This is a genomic window from Spirosoma lacussanchae, from assembly GCF_005870035.1.
Classification (GTDB): Bacteria; Bacteroidota; Bacteroidia; order Cytophagales; family Spirosomataceae; genus Spirosoma; species Spirosoma lacussanchae.
In genome coordinates, this window is sequence record NZ_SWJG01000001.1 from 1,815,328 (window position 1) to 1,842,259 (window position 26,932).

The following is a 26,932-nucleotide window of genomic DNA, read 5'->3' on the forward strand; positions in this document are numbered from 1 at the left end:
TCCAACGGGTTGGTTTAGAGTCGTTCGTTGAAGAGCTTCAGTATGCGTTTGTATTCATCCATCCAGCTGGTCGGTTCTACGAAGCCGTGATCCTCAACGGGGTACAGAGCCAGCTCCCAGTTTTCCTTTTTCAGTTCGATGAGCCGCTGGGCCAGCCGGATGGCATCCTGGGCGTGCACGTTTACATCAACGACCCCGTGGCAGATGAGCAGATGCCCACGCAGCCCTTCGGCAAAATTGATGGGCGACGATTGCCGGTACGCCAGTGAGTCGGCCTGCGGTTCGTTCAGAATATTAGCCGTGTAGGGGTGGTTGTAAGCCGCCCAGTCGGTTACCGGACGTAGTGCTGCTCCCGCTTTAAACGTTTCGGGTGCGGTAAACAGGGCCATGAGGGTAATGAATCCGCCGTACGAGCCGCCATAAATGCCAATACGATTGGCGTCGACCCCCTGCGTTCTTACCAGCCATTGAGCCGCGTCGACATGATCGGTCAGGTCTTTACCGCCCATATGCCGGTAGATACCCGTACGCCAGTCGCGCCCATAACCCGACGAGGCCCGGTAGTCGATGTCGAGAACGGTGTAACCCTGATCGGCCAGCAGGTTGTGAAACATGTACTCGCGGAAGTACTGACTCCACCACTTGTGGGCATTTTGCAGGTATCCGGCCCCGTGGACAAACACGACACTTTTACCGTTGGCTTTCTCGGGTTTGTAAAGCCGGGCGTAGATCGACTGCCCATCGCGGGCCGGAATGGTAACCAGACTCGGTTCCCGCCAGGGGTAAGCCCTGAACGCGTCGGTTGGCGAATCGGTCAACCGGATTGGGGTCGGGGTGGCACCGGTCTTCTTCGACGCCGGAGCCGACTGAAGCTCGGCCGGAGCCGTCACGTATAACTCCCAGGGTTGGGTACTGCCCGAGTAGCGGATAGCCAGTCGGGTTTCGTCGGGCGACAGCGTCACGTCATTGGCGCCGGTCATGGTGGTGAGCCGGGTACGGGCACCACCCGTGGCGGGCATTCGGTAAAAGTGCTGCTCGCCGGGATGTACTTCGTTGGTTTGCAGAAAAAAGTACGTTTTGTCTCTGGACAAAAACGCTTGCTGCACTTCGAATTTGCCCGATGTCAGCTGCTTACGGGCCTTGGTTAGTACGTTTACCGTATAAATATGCGAATAGCCATCCGCTTCAGACTGGAACCAGATGGTCTGGTTATCGGCCAGGAAGCCGAGATTGCCCGTGCCGCCGTTGGGTCCAACCCCTGGCCCGCCAATCCAGGCATCGTCGTGCTGGCGGTCGAGCAGGGTTAACTGGGGGCGGTCGGCCAGGTCGAGCCGCATGATCCAGCGGTCTTTGTTATCCTGTGACCGAACGACCACAACGGCCAGTTTTCCATCCTCTGACCAGACGGGGCCGCTGATAACAACGGGTCGGGCTTTCCGGCTGGTGTCGGCTTTACTGCCCGCTTTCAGGAAGGCAGGCCGATCGGTAATACCCGGAATCTCTTTTGTCGGTACGCTGCGAACGGTATCTTTCTGGATGTCGTAAACGAAAAACTCCTGGGCTGCCAGCGGAGCGCCTACTTTCGTGCGGCCTGGAATGTCTTCGGTATAGCCCGATTCTGTAACGTAATTGGGTACAATGGTCGTTTTGGCGCTGGCCGATCGGGATAGCCGGTAGGTGATAAACCGACCGTCGGGGCTGAGCAGCGGGTTCACGAGCTGCTTATCGTCGAGATAGATCTCTTTCGGCCGACGGGGGCGGTCAGCCTTGTTGATGCGGTCGGCAGCGTCTTTCTTCGCTTTTCGTTCGGCCAGTACGGCCGACAGGCGCAGCTGATCGGCCTTCAGGAATTTCTCTTCGTCGGTCAGTTTGGGGTCGCTCTTCTTCGGTCCGGATTTGAAATCGGTTAGCTGGGTGAGGAGACCGGTAGAGAGGTCGAGGCTGAACAGGTTCGGGCTGCGCCGGAAAACGATTCGCTGCCCGGCACCGGCCGATCCCGACTGAACCCAGGCCGGGTCGCTCTCGGTCTCGACGGTATTGGTCAGCTGCCGTTGCACGTTGGTCTTTACGTCGACCAGAAATAGATCGCCCTGGCGTTCAAAGAGCCGCTGGGTGCGGGCCTGGTTAAAGACGGCGTTGGGCGGGGTGGCCAGGGTTCGTCTTTCGGTAGGGCTGACTTTAAGCGGTTTGGTCGGGGCGAGGGTTTTACCCGCGGTAAAGGTCACCTTATAAAGCGAGTCGCCCGGTTCGCGGGTCGGGTTCCAGCTGAAGTACAGTGTTTTAGAGTCGTCGGACCAGAAGGGGCTGGAGGGGGAGGTACCTACCCAGCCCTTGGGGTCCTGCATGATGGTTTCGACGGTGAGGGTAGGGCGTGATGGGGGCGTTGGCTGCGCCGAGGCTACGGCCGTCAACAGCAGAAGCGGCCAGCCAGAGAAGCGGGTCATAGACAGAAGGACGTGGGGAAAACAGGCTTGAAAGCCGGAAATTAGCAAGAAATGCCGAAGGCGTTAACTGTTTTAGAGCACAATTGTCAGCGTAACGTCAAACACGTCGTTTTCTTCCTGAATCGTGAGGGTATGCCGCTTGGGGTAAATTAATTGCAGCCGCTGCTGAACGTTGTCGATGCCGGTGCCGGTACTGGCGCCAAGTCGGTTGGTTGGGATAATGCTGTTGCGGCATCGAAACGACAGCTGGCCTTGCTCCACAGTGAGCCGGATGTCGACAAAGCAGGGCTGGCTCATGCTGATGCCGTACTTGAAGGCATTTTCGATGAACGATACCAGCAGCAGGGGGGCAATCTCGGCCTGCAAACCGTCCCAGCGCATGATGGAATGAATCCGGATGGTGTCGAGCCGCGGTACGCGCATCTGGTGCAACTCAATAGTGTCTTCCAGAAACTTGATCTCTTTGCCGATGGGCGTCCGGTCGCGTTTGGACTCTTCGACCATGTGCCGCATCACGCCCGACAGGTGTTCAATGCCGACTGCTGTTCGGTCCGAGTCGCCAGTTAGGGCCGTGCCGTAAAGGTTGTTCAGCGTGTTGAACAGAAAATGGGGATTCACCTGGGCCTTCAGGGCTGCCAGTTCGGCGTGTGTCTTCTGCTGAACCAATCGCTGCTGATCGCGTTTTTGTTGCCGGTAGGCCCGAACGAACGTGAATACGAGAGCGTATACCCACGAAAAACTAATGCTGCTGACGACCATGGCCTGATCGATATGCCGCTCGAAGATACCAGCATAAATACCCATCAGAAAGGCAAAGCCGATGAAGAGCGATACCGCAAACACAAAAAATACGGGGGCGCTCCAACGGCGGTCGCGGTCGAATACCCACCGGTAAAACCAGTAGCAGCCATGCACGCAAACCACGAAGATCAGATTCATCAGCAGGGTGATCTGGAGGTACACAAACGGCTGACTGGCGTACTGATAGATGACGGCTGTGCCGGCGGGGGCCTTGCCAACGGGTACAAACCGAACCATCAGGTAGTACTGGACCAGGCTAATGGTTACCCAGATGAACAGATGGATCAGGAGTAAACGAACCTCCCGGTTCACGACGAATCGTCTGACAATTGACTGCAGGGGTAGCCTCAACGAGAGAGAAAGGGGCTTCATCGGGTATAAGAACAGAATCGATACTGAATGGAGGAAGGGAATCAGGCCGGTTACTGAGGGAGTATCCGGTCAAGTGCCCGATAGACCCCGTAGCAACCAACGGCCGAAACAACCAGCAAAGCCGCGTACAGGCTGTTGTCGCCGATCCACTGTTGTGTGTAATTAACGCTCATATCGGGCGACTCGTCGAAGTATAAACCCAGCGATCCAATACTATTATTGACGAAATGTAAAAATATACAGGGCCATAGTGATCGGGTGCGGTAGTATAACCAGCCCAGCGCTAGCCCCAGCACCGTAGCGCCCACGGTCTGTACCGGGTTGAGGTGCATCACCCCGAAGATAACGGCCGACCAGACAACGGCCTGGGTGGGCGAATAGCGTTTTAGAAACCCATCCGTGATAATGCCCCGTAGCAGAATCTCCTCCAGGATGGGGGCGCAGACGACCGCCGAAAAAATGGCGTCTTTGGTAAACGCATCCCGCATAATCTGCTCGAGCCAGTCGGGTGTAGGCAGCACCGAGGTCAGTGGTTCGATCAGCAGACCCAGCGCCACCGTACCCAGCGCCACGAGCGGAAATACCGCCGGCGCCACCGGGGCAAACGAAAGAGCCGATGACCGGCGCTGCCGGAACGCGAACCAGATGGTCAGGCTAAAGGCCAGTATGTAGGCCAGGGTGTCGCCAACGGCTTTCAGGTCGGGGGCCAGCTGGCTGATGAGTAAGGACGGCAGAGCGGCCGGAATGCCAGCCAGCAGCAGCAGACCAATCAGGCCCCAGGCCTGCAGCAGCGACGGATAAGGCATCGGCGTAGCACTAGATGGAGCGTTTGTCGGAAAATCGGTTGATCTGGAATTGGTTGCCATGAAAAGACGGTCTATACAGGTGTTTTGGTAAGAATGACTCAAAGCTAAAGGACCCGGCCGGCCCCGACAAAAATGTGGGACGAACCCACTGGACTATGGGATGAAAACGGCGAAAGATGGTATCTTGCCACACAACCCGCGAATTTGATGCTCATGAAATACGTCATTCACGCGTATGATCACCCGGCCAGTCTGGACCGACGTATGGCTGTTCGGCCCGCTCACCTCGATTATGTTCGTCAACTCAAGGCTAACGGGCAGTTCATTCTGGGCGGAGCACTGCTCGACCCCGACGGGCAAATGATCGGTTCTATGCTCATGCTGGACTTGGAGTCTGACGAGCAGCTACGGCAGTATCTGCTTACCGACCCGTATATCGTTGAACGCGTCTGGGATCGAATCGATGTAAAACCGTTTCGCCAGGCTGACGTCTAGTGATTATGCTTCGTACTACGCTTTTCCTACTGATAACGGTGGCCTTACTGGCAGAAGCGTGCCGGCAACGTGCCGATACGACAACTACAGAACCGACAGAGGCTGCCACCGCAACCAGCCGCCAGCCGGTCGACGCCGGGTCTTTTCTGATCATTCCCGGCAAACGGGTTGGTACCATCACGGCTACCTCTACCGAAGCCTCGTTGATGGCCCGGCTAGGCCCGGCTGTTGTGACGCATGATACCATCTACGTGGCCGAGGGCGAAACGACCGTCGGCACCACCCTGTTTCGCGGCACACCCGATCAGGCAGAAATTATCTGGAAAGATACCAGGACATTCAGCAAACCCGACGCTATTCTGCTGCGACCGTCGTACCAAAGTAGCGGGCGCTCAGGCAAGCGGTCTCGCTGGGCGCTGGAAAATGGACTGAAAATTGGTAGTACCCTGCGCGAGGTCGAGACAATTAACGGTCGGCCCTTTCAGCTCTACGGCTTCGGCTGGGATATGGGCGGCCTGGTGGGTGACTGGCAGGGAGGAGTTTTACAACCTAAAGGACAGCTTTCGCTTCTCAGTGTTCGGTTCTCAATGGATTCAGCCACGGCGAACGACCAGAAGCTGGCCGAACAGGTCATGGGCGACCGGCCCTTTGCAAGCAGCAGTCCGGTCATGCAAACGCTTAACCCAACTGTCTCCCAGGTTATGGTGAGACTCTAGTACGTTGATACACGCAGCTATTTTTGATATGGATGGGCTGCTGGTGGACTCAGAACCCCACTGGCGGTCAGTAGAACAGGAGGTGTTTCGGACCGTAGGGCTGAACCTCACCGACGAAGAGTGTATGCAAACGACAGGCATGCCCATTCCGGCCGTCGTTGACTACTGGTACGGACGCATGCCCTGGGTCGAAACGCCCGGCCATAGCCGCGCCGAAATCGGGGCTGCCATTACCGAGGGCGCTCACGAACGCATCGGTCGACTGGCCGAACCTATGCCGGGCGCCCTGGCCATACTCGACTTCTTCGCCGAACAGGGCATAGCCACGGCTATTGCCTCGGCCTCGCCGATGAGTCTTATCGAAGTAGTCGTTAACCGGATGGATATTCGCGACAGGCTGGTGCTCTGGCACTCGGCTACGCTGGAAAAACGGAACAAGCCGGCGCCCGACGTGTATCTGGGGGCGGCCCGCAAACTGGCTATCGATCCGGCCCGGTGTCTGGCGTTCGAGGACTCAGGTACGGGGCTGGCCTCGGCCCATGCAGCCGGTATGCGAACAGTAGCGGTACCGGCCGGGTTCGAAATCCAGGACCCGAAGTTTGCCCTGGCCGATCTAATTATACCATCGCTTACCCAGTTTACCCCGCAGCTGTTTGAACGGCTGCGGTCCATACAGAACTATTCCTGAATAGAACCACAGAACCCGGTCACCCCTTATGAAAATTTATCAGCTTGACGCTTTCTCCGACCAGCTGTTTGCTGGCAATCCGGCCGCTGTAGTGGCGCTCCCAGACTGGCTCCCAGACGACCAGATGCAGCGAATTGCGGCTGAAAACAACCTGGCCGAGACGGCCTTTTACGTACAAACCGATCAGGAAGCCACCTTTCATATCCGGTGGTTTACGCCAACTGTAGAGGTCGACCTGTGTGGCCACGCGACCCTGGCAACCGGCCACGTTGTCTTTTATCTGGAAGAGAAACCGGATACCGATCAAATTTTCTTCGAGTCGCGCAGCGGCCTGCTCAAGGTATGCCGCGGTGATGATGGCTGGCTCACGCTCGACTTTCCGGCCGATATTGTTCATAAAGCGAATGTGCAGCCGCCCGCGCTGGTAGCCAGCCTGGGCGAGAAACCCAGGGCGGTGTACAGGGGAAAAACGGACTACCTGCTGATTTACGAAAGCCAGGAACAGATTGAAGCGCTGGCCCCCGATTTCCGGGAGATGGCCACCGTACCGGCCCGGGGGGTAATAGTAACGGCGCCGGGCGATGCCGATAGTGGCGTCGATTTCGTGTCCCGTTTCTTCGGGCCCCAGTCCGGCATCGATGAAGACCCCGTAACGGGTTCGGCCCACACTACCCTGACCCCCTACTGGGCCGAACAGCTGGGGAAAAACGACCTGACGGCCCGCCAGCTGTCGCAGCGGGGTGGCTACCTGCGCTGCAAACTCAACGGCGAACGGGTCGATATTGCCGGGCAGGTACAACTTTATCTGGTGGGCGACATCCTGATTTAGCGTTACACTAACGCGCGCTGTCGGCCAGAAACTTTCGGATGCCTCGCCGGATGGCTTTGGCCATTCGGTGGCGAAACCGCCTGTCAGTAATCAGGGCTTCGTCGGCGGGGTTGCTCAAAAACGGTCCCTCAACCAGCACGTTGGGATAATCGGTCGGGGCGTTAAAGAAAAAGTTGAAATGCCCAATGTTTCCAAACTCGTTGGGGTGACCGTCGTTGGTTCTGATTTGCAGCAGTTCGTGCAAAATGTGCTGGCTCAACGGTCGGAAACCCGGGTGTTTGTAGTACGTGCTGACTCCGCGCACGCCCGCATTGCCGGCCGAGTTGAAATGAATGCTGACGAGCAGGTTGGGTTGCGCCCGGCGCATGGCCAGAATCCGGGCGGTGGGGCCCAGTAGGGTATCGATAGCGCGGGTCATCAGTACCTGGCTACCGGCCCGTTCGAGGAGCCGTTGCAGCCGCAGGGCCACATCGAGGGTCATTTCTTTCTCCAGTTTTCCGGTTTGCTGGCCGCGCGCACCTGTGTTGGAGCCTCCATGGCCTGCGTCTACGGCGATTGCCAGGTCCCGTAATCGGGGTCGGCGGGGCGGTCGACGCACGCGGATCAGCAGTGTGTTGCGTTGATAATAGATCGCGTAGCCCCAGGGCTGCCGGTGCTTCAGATCAATATTAATTCGGACGGTTTCGTCGGCGAGCTGCTCAAACCAGACTCGCTTCACTTCGGTAGCCGAGGCCAGTTGGGTAATCCAGTTCGTGTTGGCAGTAGCGCCAAAAACATCGACAATAAGCTGGCCGGGGTCGTTATGTATCTGACTCCGGTAGGGCAGTCGGGCGGGCAACCGAACCGCTACGTAATCGAAGGGCCGGGTCGAGTCGCCCGATACGGTCCAGTTGTTGATGAACCTCGCCGAACCGGGCTGGCGGGCCGTCAGGGTGTCGGCTGTGATCTGGTCTGTCGGAACAAAGGCCGACAGGGTAGGAGAAAGCCGCACCCGCCATAATCGGGACATGGTATCGAGCCCGGTTATCCGGAGTACGACCCCGGAGTCGAGGGTTTCCATGCGGGCTCCGCCGAGTCGGTCGGTACCCTGGCCGTAATAGAGTGGAGTCAGGGCGGTGCGTGTGTAGCCCGTCAGCAGCGTGTCGCGCAGAACCGGTGTCTGGGCCACCAGTCCCGTATGGATCAGGGCGAAAGCGCTAACAGATAGCCAGTTAAATGCCTTCATCAATGGATGGTTTACCGGGACCGTTGAGTAGTAAGAATACGCTGACGGCCCAGATCGTAAGGGCTGGAAGGGTGTTTTTAAACGTATCACCAATGGCTACATGGGCAACCAGTAGGGCCAGCGAAAAGTTGATGATCAGGAACAGGGCGGCCCAGCGGGTTTTCCAGCCCAGCACCAGCAGGATACAGCCAATAAATTCGGTATAGGCCGACAGTGCTGCACTCACCATCGGCAGCGGAAAGCCCAGACTGGTAAGCCAGTCGGCATAACCTGGCAAGCCCTCCGACGGGTTGAGCGCCGTATGGCCCGCAGCGTCGAAAAGCTGGTAGGCAACAACCAGCCGAATCAGGAATGGTGCGTAAGCCTGGTAACGGTCCAGACTATTCAACAGAGTGTTCATACAACATACGAATTATCGACAGCCAAACGTCAGGCTGCCCCAGAAACTATGCCAGTCGGCCCGACCATACCGGGCCTGGGCTGTATCGCTGGCCGGAACCATATGCACTACACTGATCATATTCTGACCCGATCGGAGCCGGAACCGAACGCGTCCCTGCTGATCGGATCGTTGCTGTTCTTCAGCAAGTCGGTTGGCTGCGTTACGATTCCAGTATCGAACCAGCGCATTCGCTACCGGCTTTTTCCCAAACAAAATCTGGAATTCGCCCTGCTGCCCGGCCCGCTGGTCGTAAGGGTTTCGGCTGGCCCGTATGTCGAGCGGTAAGTTGGTGTTGGCCGCAAAAGTCCCGTCCGTTTTCTGGCCTACCTGTACAAGAGTCTTTACGCAGCGCTGGTACAATTCCCGACTGGGCTTACGGCTGTCGCCCCGTTGCTGCCGGGCCGCAATAATTGCGTCGAGCCCATCTTCTTTCAGGTACAGCAGAAAGCTATCGGCCTTCATCGTCAGAAACTTGGGCGTGTTGCTGAAACTGAACAGGTGAGTGCCGGGTGAAGTAAGTACTACGGATACATCACCGTATGTATCGCCGGATAGGGTTGGGCTAAGGTCGGTGGTACCGGTAGCTGTGTAGTGCCTGTACTGAATGATTCGATTCTTCCTGCCCTCCGAACGCTCACCCAGAAACCCCTCGCCAACCAGAATCTTCAAACTGATCCGGTTGCCAGCCTGAGCAAAATACTGACTTGGCTGCAACCAGAACTCGTGAGCCAGTACTATACCGGCTCCTACGCACAGCCCAAAAGTGATCCAGAATTTTTTCACAAATCTTATTTGTATTAAATCTAAATAGATATACCTTTGTTGTATACCAGCAGCCAGTAACCAGTCATGACTGACGATTCTTTCTCTTCTGTAACAACCCATCCTGCCTCTGATGCGAAACCGCTTCTGTCGTTCAACGCTTTTGTTGGACAGGAGTGCGTGCTGAAGAAATGCTGCAAGAAGTACAAAAAGGGCAAACGCTGCAAGAAGTGTCCGGACTGATCGGTCGGAATTTGCCGAACGTTTGGCGTCTGTATACCATCTTTGCCGGATGAACATTCGGTACGAACGGGTAGTCGGCTGGCCGGCCGAGCCCCTGGTTGCATCTTTTCTTTCCCTCCTCAGTTCCGTATTTTCTACCCGTACCAAGGCCGATCTGCTGGCCGAGTTACACTATCAGCACGCCCGAACGCCACTATTGACCGAGCTGGCTATCGATTCGCTTCACGAGCAGGTGGTTGGCTGTAAGCTGGGGTACGAACGCAAACCCGGTCATTTCTACAGCTGGCTTGGCTGCGTCGATCCGGCTTGTCGAGGGCAGGGAATTGCGTCAGAGCTGATGCGTCGGCAGCACGACTGGTGTCGGGAACAGGGCTATCATACCATCCGTACCCAAACCTATAACCAGTGGCGCGAGATGCTGATCCTCAATCTTCGGTTCGGCTTTGCCATTACCGGAACCCTGCAAGGCCCGCATGGGCTGACCATCGTGCTGGAAAAATCGCTGCTTTGACCGGTGGCGGGCCGGTTGGGTGAACCTGCGGTTCTGGTTTGGTGTCATATACCTACATGCATCTGTACGTTCACATACCCTTCTGCAAGCAGGCCTGTCATTACTGCGACTTTCACTTTAGTACAAGCCTGGGCCAGAAATCGGCGCTGGTCGATGCGTTATGCGCCGAGCTGGCCATGCAGGCCGACTACCTGCCGAACAAAACGCTGGAGACGATCTACCTGGGCGGGGGAACGCCCTCCCTGCTGACCGAGGCCGAACTGGATCAGCTTTTTAGTACCATTTACCGACAGTTTACCCTGGTTGCCGGTGCCAGCGGTACGTTACCCGAAATAACCCTCGAAGCCAATCCGGACGATTTGAATCCCGACAAGCTTCGCATGCTGAACCGCTACGTGAATCGGCTCAGCATCGGGATTCAGACCTTCGACGAACCTACTCTCCGGTGGATGAACCGGGCGCATACAGCCGTCGAAGCGCATGCCTGCGTCAGCCAGGCGCGCAACGCCGGGTTTGAGAACCTGAGCGTAGACCTGATCTACGGCATCCCTGTCCGGGACACGTCGGTCCGGGACACGTCGGCCTGGCAAACGGATGTGGAGACCATGCTGGCCCTGCCCGTTACCCACCTGTCGGCCTATGCACTGACCATTGAGTCGGACACTGCATTTGGCCGGTGGACAAAAACCGGGAAACTGCCCCCCGCCGATGAGGGCCTGGCGGCTACACAATTCGAAGAGCTGACGCAGGCGCTAACCGGGGCCGGGTACCACCAGTACGAAATATCCAACTTTGCCCGGCCGAACGACAGGGGGCAGATTCAGTATGCACGGCATAATACGGCCTACTGGCAGCGTCGGCCTTACCTCGGCATCGGACCCAGTGCCCATTCGTACAATGGTTTCTCGCGCCAATACAACATAGCCAACAATGGACGTTATATCGCTGCGATCAGCGCCGGTACGTTGCCCGCCACGGTGGAGGAGCTGTCGGTAGCCGATCAGGTGAACGAGTACCTCCTGACGGGATTGCGTACCCAATGGGGCTGTTCGGTTGCTGAGCTGAGCGAACTGCTGGGCGCCGACTTTACTCAGGTGCAGGCCCGCGAACTGAACCGACTGTATGCGTCGGGCTGGTTGACGAACGAGGGCGGGCAGTTGCTTCTGACCCAGGCCGGTAAGCTCTTTGCCGACCGGGTATCCGCCACGCTGTTCGTAGAGTAACGCTCTGGTTGGGTGTTGCCCCAGAATAGAAATTGTCTATCCTGTCGATTCGGCGTTCGGATTTCCGGTATCAATACTGCTATTTTCGCGCAACAGACCCGCATTTATGAATCCGCAACGTCGTGCCAACACCTTTCGCGATATGCCGCAGCAACCCCGCCCCAAAGCGACTCATGCGTCAACGAGCCGCCTGCAGAAGACGGGACGCTGGCAACAGGCGCGCGGGTTTATCCGGCAGCGGCCCCTGCTGGAACGAATGTACTGGTTCTGCATCAAGGCGTTTCTATGGTTGTTCTTCGGGTCGATCGGCTACGTGATCGCGCTGAAATACGTGCCCGTCTGGGTAACGCCCCTGGTTGTGTCGCGCTGGTTCGATACGGTCGGTACCGACGAGCCGGGGCGGGTCTACAAGAAATGGCGACCCTACGACGAGATCAGCAAAGAAGCCGCCCTGGCTGTAGTCGCATCCGAAGATCAGGCCTTCCCGACGCACTGGGGGTTCGATTTTGACGAGATCCAGGATGCGATCAAAGAGAACCAGCATCGGAAACGGCCACGTGGTGCCAGTACCATCTCGCAGCAGGTCGCCAAGAATGTGTTTCTCTGGAACGGGCGGAGCTACATCCGCAAGGGCCTGGAAGTGTACTTCACCGTACTGATCGAGCTGATCTGGGGCAAGAAACGAATTCTGGAAGTATATCTGAACGTGGCCGAAACGGGGCCGATGACGTTTGGAGTAGAAGCCGCCAGTCAGCGGTTCTACGGCCATTCATCCACCACGCTCAGCCGCAACGAAGCGGCCCGTATTGCCGCTGTTCTACCTAATCCCCGGCAGTTGTCGATTCAGAAGCCGTCGAACTACGTGCAGCGACGAACCCGCCAGATTGCCCGGCAGATGCGTTACCTCGGTGGGCAGAAATACATCCGGAATTTGTAGAGTGGTGATACAGGAGCGGGCTCGCTCGGCAGAACGTCTGCTAAAACAAACCCCGGCCCAGCAGGTGCTCGATCGAGACCGGCTCGTGGTGCAGAATAAAGAAATAAATCAGGCCCGCCAATACCACGTAGCTGATAGCCAGCCACTTTCTTTTCTGGGCAAACTCGGCCGGATGGTGGTAGTAGTCATAAATCATGGACGCCGACAGGCCCATGACCATCAAAAAGAACGCGAACACCCCAAAATCTGTTCGGTATGTACTCACTGACTGCATGAAGCGGGCACCTGACAAAATGTACAATAGCCAGCAGCCAAAACCGGCCCGGTAGAGGTATACGCTCAGCCGCCGGTCGTTTTTCAGGTCAAAGAGGTCGTCAGTGAATTTTTCGGACATGACTCCGTTTGTTTAAGTCTGTGAAAGTACAAACGATACCCTATAAACGCAAGAAATACAATGCTTGATTCACAACCGGTTGCCACTGTTCCTGAATTTAATACGATGCAGGTAGAACTCGTTCGGGTCGACGATGCCTTTCATTTTGAGGCCGTTGGTACGTCGGGTGTTGTGCAGCATATTGACGCAGCAACCGACATTGGCGGGCACAATGCCGGGGCTCGTCCCATGGAGATGCTGCTGATGGGACTGGCTGGCTGTTCGGCCATTGATGTCATCCTGATTCTGCAGAAACAGAAGCAGGTTATCGAAGGATTCCGGCTGTCGGTCGACGGGCTTCGTCAGAAGGGAGCTACGCCCGCCCCCTTCCAGAAGATTCACCTGACCTATACGTTGAAGGGCGCTCTCGATGCTGATCGCGTAAAGCGCGCCATCGACCTGTCGATGGATAAATACTGTTCTGCCACGGCCCAGTTCCGGCCTACTGCGGACATTACCTACTCGTTCGAGATTGAATCTTAGGTTCTTACCGGCGCGCATCCGGTTTGGGTACTGATACCGGCCGGCGCGCGCGGTATGAAAAAAGCAATTGGCCTGTTGACTTCCGGCCGGTAACTACCGACTTTTGGGTTCATTTCGACATCGCCCATGCGCCAATATCACGATCTGCTTCGACATATTCTTGCCACCGGAACCCGCAAAACAGACCGTACCGGCACCGGTACCATCAGCGTTTTCGGTTACCAGATGCGCTTCAACCTGCAGGAGGGCTTCCCGCTGGTGACTACCAAGAAAGTGCATACGAAGTCGATCATCCACGAATTGCTGTGGTTCATCAAAGGTGATACCAACATCAGGTACCTCAAAGACAATGGTGTTAGTATCTGGGACGAATGGGCCGACGAACAGGGCGACCTGGGCCCCGTTTACGGAAAACAGTGGCGTAGCTGGAGCGCGCCCGACGGCCGCGTGATTGACCAGCTCAGCGAGGTGCTGTGGCAGTTGAAAAACTCACCCGATTCGCGCCGGATTATTGTCTCAGCCTGGAATCCAGCCGATATTCCGAGCATGGCCCTGCAGCCCTGCCATGCTCTGTTTCAATTTTATGTGGCCGATAACAAGCTGTCCTGCCAGCTCTACCAGCGCAGCGCCGACGTCTTTCTGGGTGTGCCCTTCAATATTGCCTCCTACGCGCTGCTGACCATGATGGTGGCTCAGGAGTGTGGCCTGGAAGCCCACGAATTTATCTGGACAGGGGGCGATACGCACCTGTATCTGAATCACCTTGAGCAGGTAGAAACCCAGCTAGCGCGCGAGCCGCGTCCGCTGCCGGTCATGCGGCTGAACCCCGCCGTACGGTCGGTATTTGACTTCACCTTTGCCGATTTTACGCTCGAAAATTACGACCCCTGGCCGGCTATCAAAGCGCCGGTAGCGGTATAGCAGTACCGCACCGATCAGAAAAACGGCGTTGGCCGATCCCATAGTGACGTACCAGAACCAGCCTGGCGGAAAAAACCGGTAGCTGCTCTCAACCAGAAAAGCAGCATACAGGCTCGTTACGGATGCGCCCATACCGCTATAATGCCAGCTTAACCAGAACGGCATACCGGATCGGAGCGCAAGCGGAACCAGCCCGGTAAACAGGGCAATCAGGCTACCGACGGCACCCCAGTGGATAACCCCGAACCGGCCGAACAGAAAATAAATCTGAAACGCGGTCAGCAGGAGCACGGCCATGCTCACTACGTAAACCCGGCCAAGCCGCCGGTGCTGGCGGGTGCCTTTCGGCAGAAGAAGAACCCCCGTTCCTGTCGCCATCGCCACGAGCGCAGCTGTCAGATGCAGCACGCTCGCTGGCGAGTGGAGTATTGTTTGCATACGTGGCGTAGAGCCGGGAGTTTCGCTCCCTCATCCGCCTGTCCTCGTCCCGGCCCATAAACATGTACTCGCGGGGCGGCAAAGTGTTTGGTTAACTTAGTATCTATCCCGTTTTCGACTGGAATTGGCCCAGACAGGCTGCGGTCAGCGCGACTGATTGCGCAGTTTTTCGTACTCCCGTTCAATCATGCCGCGCTCGTCGGGCCGGGCATAGACGCTGAAGTAGTGAGAAGCGAGCCCAATGCCCCAGCCGATCATGGCGAACAGCGGCCAGGGCAGGTCAGAACCCCGAAAAGCCGGATGGCTAAGCGAACCCATGTGGGTAATCAGATAGATTAGCCAGAGACCGGCATTGACGATCAGGTAGGACCGCAGGTGCATGATGAAGCCAACGCGTTTTTTGGCTTGCTTCCATAAAAGATCGTCGCGCTGGGGAGAAACAGATTGGGTAGTCATGGCAAAGATTGGTTTTCAGGGTTGCTGAGGCTGGCGTCTGCTGGCCTTCTGATGATGTAAAGATAGACGACGCCATCGGCCAACACCCGTGAAATCCGACCAAATGCCTATTTTGCAGCGTAAATGCGGCTTATACGATGACCAATTCCGAAATCGTTGACCTGCTCGAACTAACGGGCCGGCTGATGGAACTCCATGAACAGGACGCCTTCCGGACGCGGGCGTTTAGCTCGGCGGCTTTCAACCTCGACAAATCAACCGCCGATCTGGCCAACCTGCCCGTCGACGAACTTGTTAAACTGCCCGGTGTCGGTAAATCAGTAGCGTATAAAATCCGCGAAATTGCTGATACCGGGCGCCTGACTGAACTAGACGAACTGCTGGCCCAAACGCCCGCCGGGGTGCTGGATATGTTCCGCATCAAAGGGCTGGGGGTGAAAAAAATAGGCACCCTCTGGCGCGAGCTGGGCATTGTGAGCCTGGGCGAACTTCAGCAGGCTTGCGAAGAAGGCCGCGTGGCCACTATCAAAGGCTTTGGTAAGGCTACTCAGGACAAGATTCTGGCTGCGCTGGAGTTCCTGCAGGAGCAGAAAGGCAAAGTACGGATGGACAAGGCAGCCCAGATGGCCAGTCTCCTGCTCGATGAACTGACCCGGCATTTTGACCGGGTCGAGGTGAGCGGGCAGGTTCGACGGAAAGCCCAGGAAGTCGATACGGTACAGCTGCTGATCCAGACCAGCGACCCAATATCCGCCATGCTGACCCTGAACGGGGTACCCAGCCTGCAGCCGAACGAGGTCGAGTCGTCGCCCTTTGCCTGGCGGGGTCAACTCGATGGGTTCGACGTACGGGTTGAACTGCTCCTGGTGGCACCCGATCAGATGGACCGGCAGCTCTTTATCCTGTCTGCGGCCGAGCCGCACCTCCAGCAGGTGGGTAGCGGGGGAGCTTCGCTGCTTCAGGTGGCCTATACCAGCCCCGATACCTCAGAAACGGCTATCTACGAACGGGCCGGCCTGCCGTATATCGTGCCCGAAATGCGCGAAGATGATTTCGCCTTCCGCTGGGCCACCCGACACCGTCCCGACGAACTCGTGACCTGGGACGATCTGCGGGGCACGCTGCACAACCACAGCACCTGGTCAGACGGCAAGCAGTCGGTGGCTGAGATGGCGGCCTACTGCCGCGAGCTGGGTTTAACATACTTCGGCATTGCCGATCATTCCGTAACGGCCAGCTACGCCAACGGACTCGATGCCGAACGCGTGCGGGCGCAACAGATGGAGATCGATGCACTGAACGCGGGCTTTGGAGCCGGCTTTCGAATTTTCAAAGGCATCGAGTCCGACATCCTGGGTGACGGATCGCTGGATTATGACGACGAAACCCTGGCCAGTTTCGATTATGTCGTGGCGAGCGTTCACCAGACGCTGACCATGTCCATCGAAAAAGCCACCACGCGGCTGCTGCGCGCCATCGAAAACCCCTACACTACCATTCTGGGGCACCCGACTGGCCGGTTGCTGCTGGCCCGCGAGGGGTACCCCATCGATCATCGCGCCATTATCGATGCCTGCGCGGCCCATCAGGTTGTGATCGAAATCAACGCCAGCCCGTATCGGCTCGATATGGACTGGCGCTGGATCGACTATGCCATGGAGCAGGGCGTCATGCTGAGTATAAATCCGGATGCGCATACGCTAAGCGGTTTGCTTGATATGCACTATGGGGTGGCTGTTGGGCGGAAAGGCGGTTTAACCAGGCAAATGACCTTCAATGCGTTATCATTGGACGATATGCAGACTTATTTGCAGAATCGAAAGTTGGGAATAGGGAAGAAATAGGTAAGTTTAGCTTTACTATTCATGCTAAACGGTCAGCCGTTCGCTTTGGGCGGCTTCCTGCTTTTTCCATTCCCTCTATGCGCCTTCTTTACGTTCTGTCGGTTCTTGCCTGTTTGTTCACCGAAGCCGTTGCCCAGCCGAAAAACGCCACCGCCTATTCAGCCACCGGCTACGTTCGCGATGCCAAAACAGGCAAGCCAATCCAGGGTGTCAATATCGTTGTCATCAATGTGTCCAAAGGCTATGTGACGGCCAAAGACGGCTTTTACGTGGTAACGATGCCCGCCGGCAACTACGTACTGAAGTTCACCCACGTAGGGTACCGGCCGCGCTACGATACGATCTCGCTGCAAAAACTGCTGTTCCGCGAGGTCTTTATGGAAGACGATGCCAAGGACCTGGAGGAGGTAGTAGTCACGAGCGAAACCCCCGACCGCAACGTCAGGAAGGTAGAGATCGGCGTATCGCAGCTGAGCATTCGCAGCATCCGTCGGATTCCGCCCCTGATGGGTGAAGTCGATGTGGTGCGGAGCCTGCTGCTGCTGCCGGGCGTTACCACCGTAGGCGAAGGGGCCCCCGGCTTCAACGTACGGGGCGGCAGCGCCGATCAGAATCTGGTGCTGTTCGATGACGCGCCGGTGTTCAACTCCAGCCACCTGATGGGCTTTTTTTCCGTATTCAACCCGGATGTGGTACGCGATGTAACGCTGAACCGGGGGGGCGTTGCGGCTGGTTACGGGGGGCGGGCGTCGTCGGTTCTGGATGTGAAGATCAAGGAGCCGGACGCCGAAAAATGGAGCCTGAACGGCGGGATAGGGCTGATTTCGAACCGGCTCGGCGTTGAGGGGCCTATCATCAAAAAAAAGCTGTCGTTTCTGGCGGCCGCCCGGGCGTCGTTCAACGATTTTCTGTTCAAGCTGGCGCCGGCTAACCTGCGCGGCACCAAAGCCAATTTTTACGACCTCACCACCAAAATCAAATTCCAGCCATCTGAGCAGCATACCATCACCCTAACCGGCTACGTGAGTACTGACGTGTTCAAGCTGGCGTCGGATTCGCTCTCGGGACAGGAAATCAATGCATCCTCGACCCAGTTCGATTACCAGACCACCAACGGGGTGTTACGCTGGAATTACTTTATCGGTCGTCAACTGAACCTGGCCACCTCGGTTATTCTGAGCCGCTACCGGGCCAACCTCTCTTCGCCCGACTCAGCCAACGCGTTCGATCTGCGGTCGGGCATCTGGCACCGGCAAATCAAGACCGACCTGACTTATACGCCCGGCGATAATCACCAGTGGCAGGCGGGACTGAGCGCCATCGATTATCTGGTGCAGCCCAATACCCGGACCCCCGGCCCCTTCTCTAACGTGCTGCCGGTTGATCTGGCCCGTGAACAGGCCTATGAACTGGCGGCTTATGTACAGGACGAGTGGAAAGTAAACACGGCGGTGTCGGTACTGGTGGGCCTGCGCTATTCAGCCCTGCTGAACCGCGGCCCGGCAACGGTGCGTACGTACCTGGAAAACGGCCCGCGCGAAGATGAAACGGTATCCTCGGCCCAGACCTACGAGGCTGGCACGGTTTACCACCGGTCTGGGGGGCTGGAGCCGCGTCTGTCATTGCGCTGGTCGGTGGGCGAAGGACGATCCATCAAGGCGGGTTACAGCCGGCTTCGGCAGTACATCCAGCAGGTGACGAATACAACAGCCGCTCTGCCCACCTCGCGCTGGCATCTGAGCGACGTGTATACCAAACCCCAGATTGCAGACCAGTGGTCGCTGGGGTATTTCCGAAATACGGCCGACAATGCCATCGAAGCGTCGGGGGAGATTTACTACAAGCGCATTGCCAACGCCATCGACTACCGCGACGGGGCCGAGCTGCAACTGGCCGAAGCCGTTGAAACCCAGATTGTACAGGGGCGGGGCGAAGCCTACGGGTTCGAAGCGCTGCTGCGGAAGAACAAAGGTCGGTGGACGGGCTTTACGGCCTATACCTACGCCCGCACGTTTCTGACCATTGACAGCCCGTTTCCGGTCGAACGGGTCAACAGTGGCCGGGCTTATCCGGCCAACTATGACAAGCCACACACGCTGAACGCCTTAGCCACGTATCGCCCTACGGCCTGGTTCAGCCTGTCGCTGAATTTTACTTACAGCACCGGCCGGCCGATCACCCAGCCCTATGCCCGCGCCCGGATCAATGGGGTGTATGTGCCGATTTATGTCGACCGCAATCAGCAGCGCATTCCCGATTATCACCGGCTCGACTTCTCGATGACGTTCGAGCAGAATCCGCTCAAGAAAAAGCGGAATCAGAGTAGCTGGGTCTTTTCAATCTACAATGTGTACGCCCGTAAAAACGCATATTCTATCTTTTACCGGCTGAATCCGCGCTCGTTCTCCGATGCCTACAAGCTATCCATTTTCGCTACGGCTTTCCCGTCGCTGACTTATAACTTCAGGTTCTGATGAAAGCACTTATCCGCTTATGGGTTGTGGCGTGGGCGTTACTGGCGCTGGTGCTCTCCTGCATCAGGGAGTACCAGCCAGCCTCGGTGAGCACCAGCCCGAAACTGATCGTTGAAGGGCAAGTCACCGATCAGCCCGGCCCTTATACCGTTCGTCTGACCCGCACCGCCGACTACAGCATCCGCAGTATCAACTTGCTCGAAGAGGGCGCTACCGTTATCCTGGCCGATGATGCCGGCAACCGCGAAACGCTGCTCGAACAGGCTCCGGGTGGCACCTACCGAACCCGACCCGGCGGATTACAGGGCGTGGCCGGACGGCGGTATACGCTGACCATCACCACCCGGGCCGGGAAACAATATCAGTCCAGTGCCGAACTGCTGACGGCGGCTCCCCCCATAACCCGGGCGTATGCCGAATACCGGGCCGAACCGTTGGCGCTAACCCGCAGCGAGGTGAGCGGGTGGGACGTTTACATCGATACAAAAGACCCCGAAACGCCCGGTAACTTTTATCGCTACGAATGGACCAATTACCAGGATACCGCATCCTGCGCCACGATTATCGATGACGTCCGAACGGGGGCCTACCATGACCTGCGCTGCTGTACGCCCTGCTGGGAGATTAACCGGTGTTATAACTGCCTCAACGTCAATTCAGATGTTAATATCAACGGTAAGACGCTGAGCCGGCAGTTTATCATGCGGGTGCCCTACACGTCTCGGAAAACCTATTACCTCGAAATTGAACAGCAGGCCATCAGCAAAGGTGCCTACGATTTCTGGAAACGTGTGCGGCAACTGACCCAAAACGTGGGTGGCCTCTTCGACGCGGCACCGGCGGTATCGGATGGAAATCTACGCTGCATCAGCGACCCGGCCGAGCCGGTTTTCGGCTACTTCAGCGCGACGGGGGTAACAGTGGTACCGCTTCTAGTTAACCGACGAAATGCGCCGGGGCCGCCCGATGTGTCGCGTCCGGCCATTTTCCGCGTGCCGCCCGACCCCTGTGCCGTCTGCGAAAACAGTATCTACCGAACCCCAAACAGGCCCCGCTGGTGGGTTGACTGAACCCAATGAGCATACCATTCATCCGACTAAAGCGAAGCCGTCAGCTGGTCATTAGCTGGCTGTTGCTGCTGGCTGGCTGCGTAACCGAATACCAACCCGAAACGCTGTCGCTGACGCCTGGCCTGGTCGTAGAGGGCCAGATTACCGACCAGCCTGGGCCCTATACCGTGCGCCTGACCCGCACCGGTGACTACAGCAATCAGGGGTTCAACCTGCTCGAACAGGGCGCCACGCTGACCATCGAAGACAACGCGGGTAACCGGGAAACCCTAACCGAAGTAGCAGGCGGCACCTACCAGACCAAAGCAAACGGCCTGCGTGGCCTGGCCGGTCAACGGTACAAGCTGACCATTCTTACCAAAGCCGGTAAACGCTATGAGTCCAACGCTGAACTGCTCACATCCGCTCCGCCCATACTAAAAGCCTATGCCGAATACCGGAACGAAGCCATTCCCGGAACGCCCAACCGCCGGCAGGGGTGGGATGTCTATATCGATACCCAGGACCCCGAAACCTCCGGTAACTTTTACCGCTGGGACTGGGTTCATTACGAACCCGTCAGTGCCTGCGCGCGGGTCGTTGAAAACCCCAGAACCAACGCTTACCATGATTTGTACTGCTGTACGTTCTGCTGGGATATTGAACGCTGTTACAACTGCCTCAACGTAAACTCCGATGCGAGTATCAACGGGAAGGTGCTGAGCCGGCAGTTGATTACCCGGGTGCCGTTTACATCGACTCAGCCCTACTACCTCGAAATTGAACAGCAGGCCATTAGTCAGGGAGCCTATACCTTCTGGAAGAGTGTTCGGGGATTGGTAAACAATACGGGCGGCCTGTTCGATCCGGCCCCGGCCATGGTACAGGGCAACATCCGAAATATCGCCGACGCGGCCGAACCCGTGTTTGGCTACTTCGGCGCTACCGGCATTTCGGTGGTGCCACTCCGGGTTAACCGTTCCGACGTGCAGGGGGCTCCGCCCGCTCAGCCACAGCTTCTATTCCGTAGCCCGCCCGATCCCTGTTTTCCCTGCGAGAACAGCCTTTACCGAACTTCTGTTACGCCCCGCTGGTGGGTTTTCTAGGTCTATTATGAACCAATTAATCGCGTTTGTGCGCCAAGTAGGGCTGGCCTGCCTGTCAGGTGTGTTGCTGGCTGGTTGCGTAACTGAATACCAGCCTGACAGCATCAGCCTGCCCCCTGCGCTTATTGTAGAAGGGCAGATCACCGACCAGCCCGGCCCCTATACCGTTCGGTTGAGTCGTACCGCCGATTACAGCATTCGGAGTGTAAACCTGCTCGAAGAAAAAGCCACGGTTACCCTGGCCGATAACGCCGGTAATCGGGAAACACTCATCGAAACGTCGGCCGGCGTTTACCAGACCCGGACAAACGGGTTAAGAGGGGTAGCTGGTCGACAGTATAAGCTGACCATTCAGACCCGGGCTGGTTTGCAGTTTGAGTCGCAGCCGGAATTGCTGACGGCCGCGCCACCCATCCTGAACGTGTATACCGAGTACCGGAACGAAGCCATTCCCGGTACAGCCAACCGCCGGCAGGGGTGGGATGTCTACATTGATACCAAAGACCCTGCCACACCCGGTAACTTCTACCGCTGGGAGTGGACTCACTACGAGCCAATCAGCGTCTGCCAGCGTACTGTCCGCACGGACGGGTCCTATACCGGACTGGGTTGCTGCAGCCAGTGCTGGGATATAGAGCGGTGTTATAACTGCATCAATACCAGCTCGGATGCAAATATTAACGGACAGGCTATCAGTAAACAGCTGATCATGCGGGCGCCTTACACCTCGTCGGCGCCTTATTACCTGGAGGTTCAGCAGCAGGCCATCAGTCAGGGGGCCTATGCGTTCTGGAAGAGCGTTCGGCAGCTGGTAGGCAATACGGGCGGCCTGTTCGATCCGGCCCCGGCCCTGGTACAGGGTAACATTCGCTGCGTCAGTGACCCATCTATCCTGGCATTCGGGTATTTTGGCGCAACGGGTGTATCGGAGCGGGGGTTCTACGTGGACCGGAGTGCCGGCCAGGGTACGCCTGAACTGGCCCCTCCCGTATTCGTGCCGCCCTTGTCGCCCTGCGTTGTCTGCGAAAACAGTATCTACCGAACCCCCAACAAACCTCGCTGGTGGGTCTATTGAACGGTTTGGACTGGCATAATAAATGCAATATTTTTGTGGAAATGTATCAGCATGGCTTCCCCGGTAAAAATTCTGGTTCTGCAGTTCGCATCCATTGGCGATATAGTACTGGCTTCGCCGGTTGTGCGTTGTCTGAAACAGCAGATCCACCATGCCGAAGTACATATCTGCACCAAACGGGCCTACCTGCCCATCGTTGAATATAATCCATACATCGATAAGCGGCACTACGCCGGCGAGAGCCCAACCGAGCTGATTCAGCAACTTCGGGCCGAGCGGTTCGATCTGGTGGTCGATCTCCAGAACAATGTTCTGACGGCTTTCCTCAAAGCCGCGCTCATGGTTCGTTCCTACAGCGTCAGGACGTTTCGGCTGCGGCAGTGGCTGTACCAGCGCTGGAAGGTCAACGTCATCCCGCCCCAGCACGTGGTAGACCGGTATTTTGAGGCACTGGCTCCGCTGGGTGTTGAGGACGACGAAATGGGCCTCGATTACTTCATCCCGTATAAAGATCAGGTCGAACCCGACTGGTTACCAGCCTCCCACCAGCACAACTACGTCGCCTACGCCATTGGTGGGCGGCATCAGACGGCGCGTATGCCCGTTGCCAAAATGGTGGAGTTGTGCCGGAAAATCAACTTCCCCATCGTGCTCCTGGGCGATAAAGCCGATCGCGTGTTTGGTGACGAAGTGGCGCGGGCGCTGGGGAATCAGCTGATCTATAACGCCTGTGGGCAATTCAATCTGAACCAGTCGGCTTCCATCATCCAGGGCGCGCGAGTGGTTTTTAGCCACGACACGGGCCTGATGCAGATTGCGGCTGCGTTTGGCAAACGGGTCTACTCAATATGGGGGAGTACCATGCCCGGTTTTGGGCGGTTTCCTTACCGTACGCCCTATGTCCGGCTCGAGAAACTGGGCCTCAGCTGCCGTCCCTGTAGGGTAGGCACCAACGGCACCTGCCCGCTCAAACACTTCCGGTGCATGAACGATATCTCGTTCGACTTCGTGGTGAAAGAACTGCAGAAGAAAAAAAAGAACTTCGAATAGTCTGGCCGGTTAGTGAAACTGGCTGAGCAGCCCGAGCACCCGCTCCGCTACGGCACTGGCAGGAATATCGTTCAGGCAGGCCAGGTCGCCCCGCCAGCAGGGTTTGTTGCCGAAGACCGAACAGGGGCGGCAGGTAAGCTGATCGGTAGAGACCTCAAGCACGGCTTCCGGCCCCTGACCCCAGGGTCCAAAACCGGCGTCGGTATGGGTAGCGCCCCAGATCGACAGCACCGGCACCCCACTCAGCGCAGCCAGGTGCATATTTCCCGAATCCATACAGACCATACCGTTCAGCTGCTGAATCAGCGCCAGTTCGGCTGCCATCGACAGCTGGCCCGCCACCCGTACGGTTTGCGGAAAACGCCGTTGCAGGGTGTCCAGCTGCTCGATCTCGGCAGGCCCACCGCCGAACAGAAAGATCTGAATCGGACGGGTGGAGAGTAGTTTGTCCAGCAGCGGATCGAACCGGTCGAAGGGCCACATCTTCTGCGGGTGCTGGGCAAAGGGAGCAATACCCAGCCAGGGAGCTTCAGAAATCAGCGCCTGCTTAGCCAGAAACGCGTTCAACTCCGACTCGGCCGATGCGAATGACCCGAACCGAAACCGGGCATCCGGCCTGACGGTCAGGCCCGCTTTCTGGAAGGTCTGGGCGTACCGAGTCACCGAATGGGGCAGCGCGCGCCGGATTTTATTGTGTTTACGGGTCAGCGCTTTCTTGTCGGCGCGGCCTTTATCAAGCGTTACGGCGGATACGCCCGTCAGGCGAAACAAGCTTTTGAGTACCATCGAACGCAGGTTCTGATGCAGATCAACGACCAGATCGACCGGCTGTCGCTGGCGGAGTTCGGTAAACAGCCGCAGCAGGCCCCCGAAACCCTGATAGGCACCGTCAAAGTCAACACCTACTACCTCGAGGTTGGGAAACTGCTCAAAAAACACCGCAAACTTCGGACGGGTAACGAGCGTCAGCCAGGCGTCGGGATACTGCTGGGTAAACGCCTGCACGACCGGGGCCAGCAAGGCCACGTCGCCCATTGCCGAAAAACGAAGCAAAAGAAGGTGTTGTCTCAAGCGAAATGGAGCTCGACCGCGCAGGCGGCTCGGTTAGTAGTGATGCGAAACCAGGGACAGACCGGCCGCTCAGGCTTGTCCGTACAGTACCGGGTTGAGCGTTGGGTCATTGTACATTTTCATCTGCCGGTACACCTTCACGAAGCGGTTACCGGCCTGAATATCGTCCAGCAGTTCGTCGAAACAGCGGGCCAGATCGGCTTCCTGTTCGATCAGCACCGTCAGCTTGGCCAGTGCTTTCTGCTGGTGCTCGGCCGATACGTCGGGACGTTCGGTCTGCTCGCGGAAGTGATACAGCTTAAGCTGAAGGATCGACATCCGGTCAAGCAGCCAGGCGGGTGTTTCGGAGTTCATACGCGCCGTTGGCAGGGGGGTAATGGTGCGAAACTGATCGTACAGATACGAGTCGATGAGCTCGACGGTATCGGTCCGGTCCTGGTTCGACTGGTCGATCCGGCGTTTGATAGCAACCAGTTCATCGGGGCTGATGGCTGAGCTGCGGATGATATCTTCCAGATGCCACTGTACGGTGTCTATCCAGTTTTTCCGATAAAGCAGTCCGGTCAGTTCGCTGGCCGGATACGGGTTCAGCAGGGGCGCGTCAACATGGTCGGTCTGGTGATAATCGCGGATACTCTGCCGGAAAATATCGTTGGCAATGGTGGCGTTCATAGGCGTAATTCAACCACAAAGATACAGGTTTCTACAGCGTTGACCATAGGCGAAAGGCTTCGCCTGCGCTGAACTCGCTTCGGTCGGCCGGAAGTTCCATAAAGGCGTGGGCTTCCATCAGATTGGCAAAGTCGGCCGATCCGGAGCCGGGAAGCGGGTGGGCCAGCAGCCGACCGTCGGGTTCGCTGGTCAACCGTACCGGTAGAAAATACGTGATGGCCGGCGCGAATGTAAACGGTCGGGCGAGCTGTGCGTAGCGGGCTGGTTCGGGCGGTAAGCCAAGCGATGTACGCAGGTAGGGCAGTACGTAGCGGTAGGCACAGAGAATGGTTGAGACGGGGTTGCCGGGCAGGGCGAAAACGGTGCGGGCCCGACCCGGCTGACCGGCGTTCATCGTACCAAACCAGAGCGGCTTACCGGGGCGTTGCTCGATCTTGTGAAACTGTTTCTGCACACCCAGCCGGGCCAGTACGGCAGGAACGAAGTCCGCTTTTCCGGCCGAAACGCCCCCGCTCAGGATTAGCACCTCGTTCTGATCCAGGAGCCGGGCCAGCTGATCCTGCAACACCTGCTCATCATCGATGATGTGATGCAGGGTGGCCGTAATCCCAAAAGAGGCCAGCGTAGCCCGAAGCATATACGTGTTCGACCGGCGTATCTGGTAAGGCAGTGGCGCATCGGCAATGTCGACCAGTTCGTCGCCGGTCGAGACCAGCGCTATGCGGGGCAGGGCTGTCACTTGTAGGGTGGCTGCGCCTACTGAGGCCGCTACGGCCAGTTCGGTGGGGCCGAGCCTGGTACCGGCCGAAAGCAGTTCGTCGTTGGCGCGCCGGTCGGTAGCCCGCGCATGCACGTGCTGCCCCCGTTGCGCGTCATCGATGGTAACGGTGGCCAGGCCATCGGCCAGGCTGAGGTCTTCGTACCGAATGACGGTATCGGTTCCAGTCGGTAGCATGGCGCCGGTCATCACTTCCAGGCACAGACCCGTTTCTGACAGCTGAGCCGAGGACTCCAGCGTAAGCGGGGGCTGTCCCGCGCGTTGCTGACCGGCTATCCGGAAGGTTCGCTGCCCGGACTGATAGTCGGCAAACTGGATCGCAATGCCGTCCATAGCCACTCGGTCAAAGGGCGGAAAATCGCGATCGGCCCGGATCGCTTCGCGCAGTACGCGCCCCCCCGCTTCCGTCAGCGAAACGGTTTCGGTAGCCAGTGGTAAAGGATATTGTTGCGTGAGCGCAAACGCGTCGTTGACAGAAAGCATACGTTTTTAAATGGTAAATGATGAACGAGGAATGATGTTTTAAATGGTAAATGATGAACGAGAAATGATGAATGAGGGAGGTATAAGAGAAACGGAACTATGGAG

Annotated in this window: 26 protein-coding genes; 15 read left to right on the forward strand and 11 right to left on the reverse strand. The window is 57.4% G+C overall.

The genetic code is table 11. The features are described 5' to 3' along the window. Window positions 1–14: 14 nt before the first annotated feature. The 3 genes from FBR45_RS07495 to FBR45_RS07505 form a co-directional block, all read right to left on the reverse strand. Window positions 15–2,444 (reverse strand): S9 family peptidase, encoded by a 2,430-nt coding sequence (locus FBR45_RS07495; RefSeq protein ID WP_394344362.1) that lies wholly within the window; start codon window positions 2,442–2,444, stop codon window positions 15–17. Between the two features lie 72 nt (window positions 2,445–2,516). Then, window positions 2,517–3,617: a sensor histidine kinase gene (locus tag FBR45_RS07500; RefSeq protein ID WP_138500769.1), complete on the reverse strand. Its 1,101-nt coding sequence runs from the start codon at window positions 3,615–3,617 to the stop codon at window positions 2,517–2,519. A gap of 50 nt (window positions 3,618–3,667) precedes the next feature. Next, window positions 3,668–4,483: a CPBP family intramembrane glutamic endopeptidase gene (locus FBR45_RS07505; RefSeq protein WP_138500771.1), complete on the reverse strand. Its 816-nt coding sequence runs from the start codon at window positions 4,481–4,483 to the stop codon at window positions 3,668–3,670. Between the two features lie 153 nt (window positions 4,484–4,636). Between FBR45_RS07505 and FBR45_RS07510 the strand changes: the two genes are divergently transcribed. Genes FBR45_RS07510 through FBR45_RS07525 form a run of 4 tightly spaced genes read left to right on the forward strand, consistent with a single transcriptional unit; the run spans window position 4,637 to window position 7,151 of the window. Continuing rightward, window positions 4,637–4,918: a YciI family protein gene (locus FBR45_RS07510; protein ID WP_138500773.1), complete on the forward strand. Its 282-nt coding sequence runs from the start codon at window positions 4,637–4,639 to the stop codon at window positions 4,916–4,918. A 5-nt stretch (window positions 4,919–4,923) separates the two neighbouring features. Then, the gene (locus tag FBR45_RS07515; protein ID WP_138500775.1) at window positions 4,924–5,634 is read left to right on the forward strand and encodes a hypothetical protein; all 711 of its coding nucleotides are present in this window, start codon (window positions 4,924–4,926) and stop codon (window positions 5,632–5,634) included. Between the two features lie 4 nt (window positions 5,635–5,638). Then, a complete protein-coding gene (gene hxpB / locus FBR45_RS07520; protein ID WP_138500777.1) occupies window positions 5,639–6,322 on the forward strand; it encodes a hexitol phosphatase HxpB in 684 nt (227 codons plus the stop codon). A 28-nt stretch (window positions 6,323–6,350) separates the two neighbouring features. After that, window positions 6,351–7,151, forward strand: a complete 801-nt coding sequence (locus FBR45_RS07525; protein WP_138500779.1) for a PhzF family phenazine biosynthesis protein — start codon at window positions 6,351–6,353, stop codon at window positions 7,149–7,151. Between the two features lie 7 nt (window positions 7,152–7,158). On the opposite strand, the gene FBR45_RS07530 is transcribed toward FBR45_RS07525, so the two are convergent. From FBR45_RS07530 to FBR45_RS07540, 3 genes are read right to left on the reverse strand one after another with little or no spacing between them, the layout of a single operon-like run. Further along, window positions 7,159–8,376 carry an N-acetylmuramoyl-L-alanine amidase family protein gene (locus tag FBR45_RS07530; protein ID WP_138500781.1) on the reverse strand — a complete coding sequence of 406 codons (1,218 nt, stop codon included), beginning with the start codon at window positions 8,374–8,376 and terminating at the stop codon, window positions 7,159–7,161. Next, on the reverse strand, window positions 8,363–8,776 hold the full coding sequence (locus FBR45_RS07535; protein ID WP_138500783.1) for a DoxX family protein: 414 nt from the start codon (window positions 8,774–8,776) through the stop codon (window positions 8,363–8,365). Before FBR45_RS07535 ends, FBR45_RS07530 begins: the two co-directional genes overlap by 14 nt. A gap of 12 nt (window positions 8,777–8,788) precedes the next feature. Then, window positions 8,789–9,601, reverse strand: coding sequence for a DUF4198 domain-containing protein (locus FBR45_RS07540; RefSeq protein WP_246082142.1), 813 nt, complete (start codon window positions 9,599–9,601; stop codon window positions 8,789–8,791). A gap of 271 nt (window positions 9,602–9,872) precedes the next feature. Here FBR45_RS07540 and FBR45_RS07545 point away from each other — a divergent pair, with 271 nt between their 5' ends. The 3 genes from FBR45_RS07545 to mtgA all read left to right on the forward strand — a co-directional run bounded on the left by FBR45_RS07545 (window position 9,873) and on the right by mtgA (window position 12,494). Continuing rightward, the gene (locus tag FBR45_RS07545) at window positions 9,873–10,334 is read left to right on the forward strand and encodes a GNAT family N-acetyltransferase (protein ID WP_138500787.1); all 462 of its coding nucleotides are present in this window, start codon (window positions 9,873–9,875) and stop codon (window positions 10,332–10,334) included. A 56-nt stretch (window positions 10,335–10,390) separates the two neighbouring features. Beyond that, complete coding sequence (gene hemW / locus FBR45_RS07550; RefSeq protein WP_138500789.1) at window positions 10,391–11,557, forward strand: radical SAM family heme chaperone HemW; 1,167 nt, start codon at window positions 10,391–10,393, stop codon at window positions 11,555–11,557. 106 nt (window positions 11,558–11,663) lie between these two features. After that, window positions 11,664–12,494, forward strand: a complete 831-nt coding sequence (gene mtgA, locus FBR45_RS07555; RefSeq protein WP_171044850.1) for a monofunctional biosynthetic peptidoglycan transglycosylase — start codon at window positions 11,664–11,666, stop codon at window positions 12,492–12,494. A gap of 40 nt (window positions 12,495–12,534) precedes the next feature. Here the strand turns inward: mtgA and FBR45_RS07560 are convergent, their stop codons facing one another. After that, a complete protein-coding gene (locus FBR45_RS07560; protein WP_138500791.1) occupies window positions 12,535–12,888 on the reverse strand; it encodes a hypothetical protein in 354 nt (117 codons plus the stop codon). Between the two features lie 60 nt (window positions 12,889–12,948). Here FBR45_RS07560 and FBR45_RS07565 point away from each other — a divergent pair, with 60 nt between their 5' ends. After that, entirely contained in the window at window positions 12,949–13,410 is a 462-nt protein-coding gene (locus tag FBR45_RS07565) for an OsmC family protein (RefSeq protein ID WP_138500793.1), read from the forward strand. Between the two features lie 126 nt (window positions 13,411–13,536). After that, window positions 13,537–14,331: a thymidylate synthase gene (locus FBR45_RS07570; RefSeq protein WP_138500795.1), complete on the forward strand. Its 795-nt coding sequence runs from the start codon at window positions 13,537–13,539 to the stop codon at window positions 14,329–14,331. Window positions 14,332–14,913: 582 nt separating this feature from the next. On the opposite strand, the gene FBR45_RS07575 is transcribed toward FBR45_RS07570, so the two are convergent. Further along, entirely contained in the window at window positions 14,914–15,225 is a 312-nt protein-coding gene (locus tag FBR45_RS07575) for a 2TM domain-containing protein (RefSeq protein WP_138500797.1), read from the reverse strand. Between the two features lie 137 nt (window positions 15,226–15,362). Here FBR45_RS07575 and FBR45_RS07580 point away from each other — a divergent pair, with 137 nt between their 5' ends. From FBR45_RS07580 to FBR45_RS07605, 6 genes are all read left to right on the forward strand, one after another. After that, window positions 15,363–17,069 carry a helix-hairpin-helix domain-containing protein gene (locus tag FBR45_RS07580; RefSeq protein WP_138500799.1) on the forward strand — a complete coding sequence of 569 codons (1,707 nt, stop codon included), beginning with the start codon at window positions 15,363–15,365 and terminating at the stop codon, window positions 17,067–17,069. A gap of 77 nt (window positions 17,070–17,146) precedes the next feature. Beyond that, window positions 17,147–19,543 carry a TonB-dependent receptor gene (locus FBR45_RS07585; protein ID WP_138500801.1) on the forward strand — a complete coding sequence of 799 codons (2,397 nt, stop codon included), beginning with the start codon at window positions 17,147–17,149 and terminating at the stop codon, window positions 19,541–19,543. Further along, entirely contained in the window at window positions 19,543–20,613 is a 1,071-nt protein-coding gene (locus tag FBR45_RS07590) for a DUF4249 domain-containing protein (RefSeq protein ID WP_138500804.1), read from the forward strand. Before FBR45_RS07585 ends, FBR45_RS07590 begins: the two co-directional genes overlap by 1 nt. 5 nt (window positions 20,614–20,618) lie before the next feature. Then, window positions 20,619–21,698: a DUF4249 domain-containing protein gene (locus tag FBR45_RS07595; protein WP_138500806.1), complete on the forward strand. Its 1,080-nt coding sequence runs from the start codon at window positions 20,619–20,621 to the stop codon at window positions 21,696–21,698. Between the two features lie 7 nt (window positions 21,699–21,705). Then, window positions 21,706–22,773, forward strand: coding sequence for a DUF4249 domain-containing protein (locus FBR45_RS07600; protein WP_138500809.1), 1,068 nt, complete (start codon window positions 21,706–21,708; stop codon window positions 22,771–22,773). Between the two features lie 51 nt (window positions 22,774–22,824). Next, complete coding sequence (locus FBR45_RS07605) at window positions 22,825–23,823, forward strand: glycosyltransferase family 9 protein (protein WP_138500811.1); 999 nt, start codon at window positions 22,825–22,827, stop codon at window positions 23,821–23,823. 9 nt (window positions 23,824–23,832) lie between these two features. Here FBR45_RS07605 and FBR45_RS07610 read toward each other — a convergent pair whose 3' ends face one another. The 3 genes from FBR45_RS07610 to FBR45_RS07620 all read right to left on the reverse strand — a co-directional run bounded on the left by FBR45_RS07610 (window position 23,833) and on the right by FBR45_RS07620 (window position 26,827). Then, the gene (locus tag FBR45_RS07610) at window positions 23,833–24,876 is read right to left on the reverse strand and encodes a glycosyltransferase family 9 protein (protein ID WP_246082143.1); all 1,044 of its coding nucleotides are present in this window, start codon (window positions 24,874–24,876) and stop codon (window positions 23,833–23,835) included. Between the two features lie 87 nt (window positions 24,877–24,963). Further along, complete coding sequence (locus tag FBR45_RS07615; RefSeq protein ID WP_138500813.1) at window positions 24,964–25,566, reverse strand: DUF4254 domain-containing protein; 603 nt, start codon at window positions 25,564–25,566, stop codon at window positions 24,964–24,966. Between the two features lie 31 nt (window positions 25,567–25,597). Next, entirely contained in the window at window positions 25,598–26,827 is a 1,230-nt protein-coding gene (locus FBR45_RS07620) for a molybdopterin molybdotransferase MoeA (RefSeq protein ID WP_138500815.1), read from the reverse strand. Between the last annotated feature and the right edge of the window lie 105 nt (window positions 26,828–26,932).

Bases quoted from the DNA above. Each gene is read 5' to 3' on its own strand.
- FBR45_RS07495 (WP_394344362.1), bottom strand. From the start codon at position 2,444: ATGACCCGCTTCTCTGGCTGGCCGCTTCTGCTGTTGACGGCCGTAGCC.
- FBR45_RS07500 (WP_138500769.1), bottom strand. From the start codon at position 3,617: ATGAAGCCCCTTTCTCTCTCGTTGAGGCTACCCCTGCAGTCAATTGTC.
- FBR45_RS07505 (WP_138500771.1), bottom strand. From the start codon at position 4,483: ATGGCAACCAATTCCAGATCAACCGATTTTCCGACAAACGCTCCATCT.
- FBR45_RS07510 (WP_138500773.1), top strand. From the start codon at position 4,637: ATGAAATACGTCATTCACGCGTATGATCACCCGGCCAGTCTGGACCGA.
- FBR45_RS07515 (WP_138500775.1), top strand. From the start codon at position 4,924: ATGCTTCGTACTACGCTTTTCCTACTGATAACGGTGGCCTTACTGGCA.
- FBR45_RS07525 (WP_138500779.1), top strand. From the start codon at position 6,351: ATGAAAATTTATCAGCTTGACGCTTTCTCCGACCAGCTGTTTGCTGGC.
- FBR45_RS07530 (WP_138500781.1), bottom strand. From the start codon at position 8,376: ATGAAGGCATTTAACTGGCTATCTGTTAGCGCTTTCGCCCTGATCCAT.
- FBR45_RS07535 (WP_138500783.1), bottom strand. From the start codon at position 8,776: ATGAACACTCTGTTGAATAGTCTGGACCGTTACCAGGCTTACGCACCA.
- FBR45_RS07545 (WP_138500787.1), top strand. From the start codon at position 9,873: ATGAACATTCGGTACGAACGGGTAGTCGGCTGGCCGGCCGAGCCCCTG.
- hemW (WP_138500789.1), top strand. From the start codon at position 10,391: ATGCATCTGTACGTTCACATACCCTTCTGCAAGCAGGCCTGTCATTAC.
- mtgA (WP_171044850.1), top strand. From the start codon at position 11,664: ATGAATCCGCAACGTCGTGCCAACACCTTTCGCGATATGCCGCAGCAA.
- FBR45_RS07560 (WP_138500791.1), bottom strand. From the start codon at position 12,888: ATGTCCGAAAAATTCACTGACGACCTCTTTGACCTGAAAAACGACCGG.
- FBR45_RS07565 (WP_138500793.1), top strand. From the start codon at position 12,949: ATGCTTGATTCACAACCGGTTGCCACTGTTCCTGAATTTAATACGATG.
- FBR45_RS07570 (WP_138500795.1), top strand. From the start codon at position 13,537: ATGCGCCAATATCACGATCTGCTTCGACATATTCTTGCCACCGGAACC.
- FBR45_RS07575 (WP_138500797.1), bottom strand. From the start codon at position 15,225: ATGACTACCCAATCTGTTTCTCCCCAGCGCGACGATCTTTTATGGAAG.
- FBR45_RS07580 (WP_138500799.1), top strand. From the start codon at position 15,363: ATGACCAATTCCGAAATCGTTGACCTGCTCGAACTAACGGGCCGGCTG.
- FBR45_RS07585 (WP_138500801.1), top strand. From the start codon at position 17,147: ATGCGCCTTCTTTACGTTCTGTCGGTTCTTGCCTGTTTGTTCACCGAA.
- FBR45_RS07590 (WP_138500804.1), top strand. From the start codon at position 19,543: ATGAAAGCACTTATCCGCTTATGGGTTGTGGCGTGGGCGTTACTGGCG.
- FBR45_RS07595 (WP_138500806.1), top strand. From the start codon at position 20,619: ATGAGCATACCATTCATCCGACTAAAGCGAAGCCGTCAGCTGGTCATT.
- FBR45_RS07600 (WP_138500809.1), top strand. From the start codon at position 21,706: ATGAACCAATTAATCGCGTTTGTGCGCCAAGTAGGGCTGGCCTGCCTG.
- FBR45_RS07605 (WP_138500811.1), top strand. From the start codon at position 22,825: ATGGCTTCCCCGGTAAAAATTCTGGTTCTGCAGTTCGCATCCATTGGC.
- FBR45_RS07615 (WP_138500813.1), bottom strand. From the start codon at position 25,566: ATGAACGCCACCATTGCCAACGATATTTTCCGGCAGAGTATCCGCGAT.
- FBR45_RS07620 (WP_138500815.1), bottom strand. From the start codon at position 26,827: ATGCTTTCTGTCAACGACGCGTTTGCGCTCACGCAACAATATCCTTTA.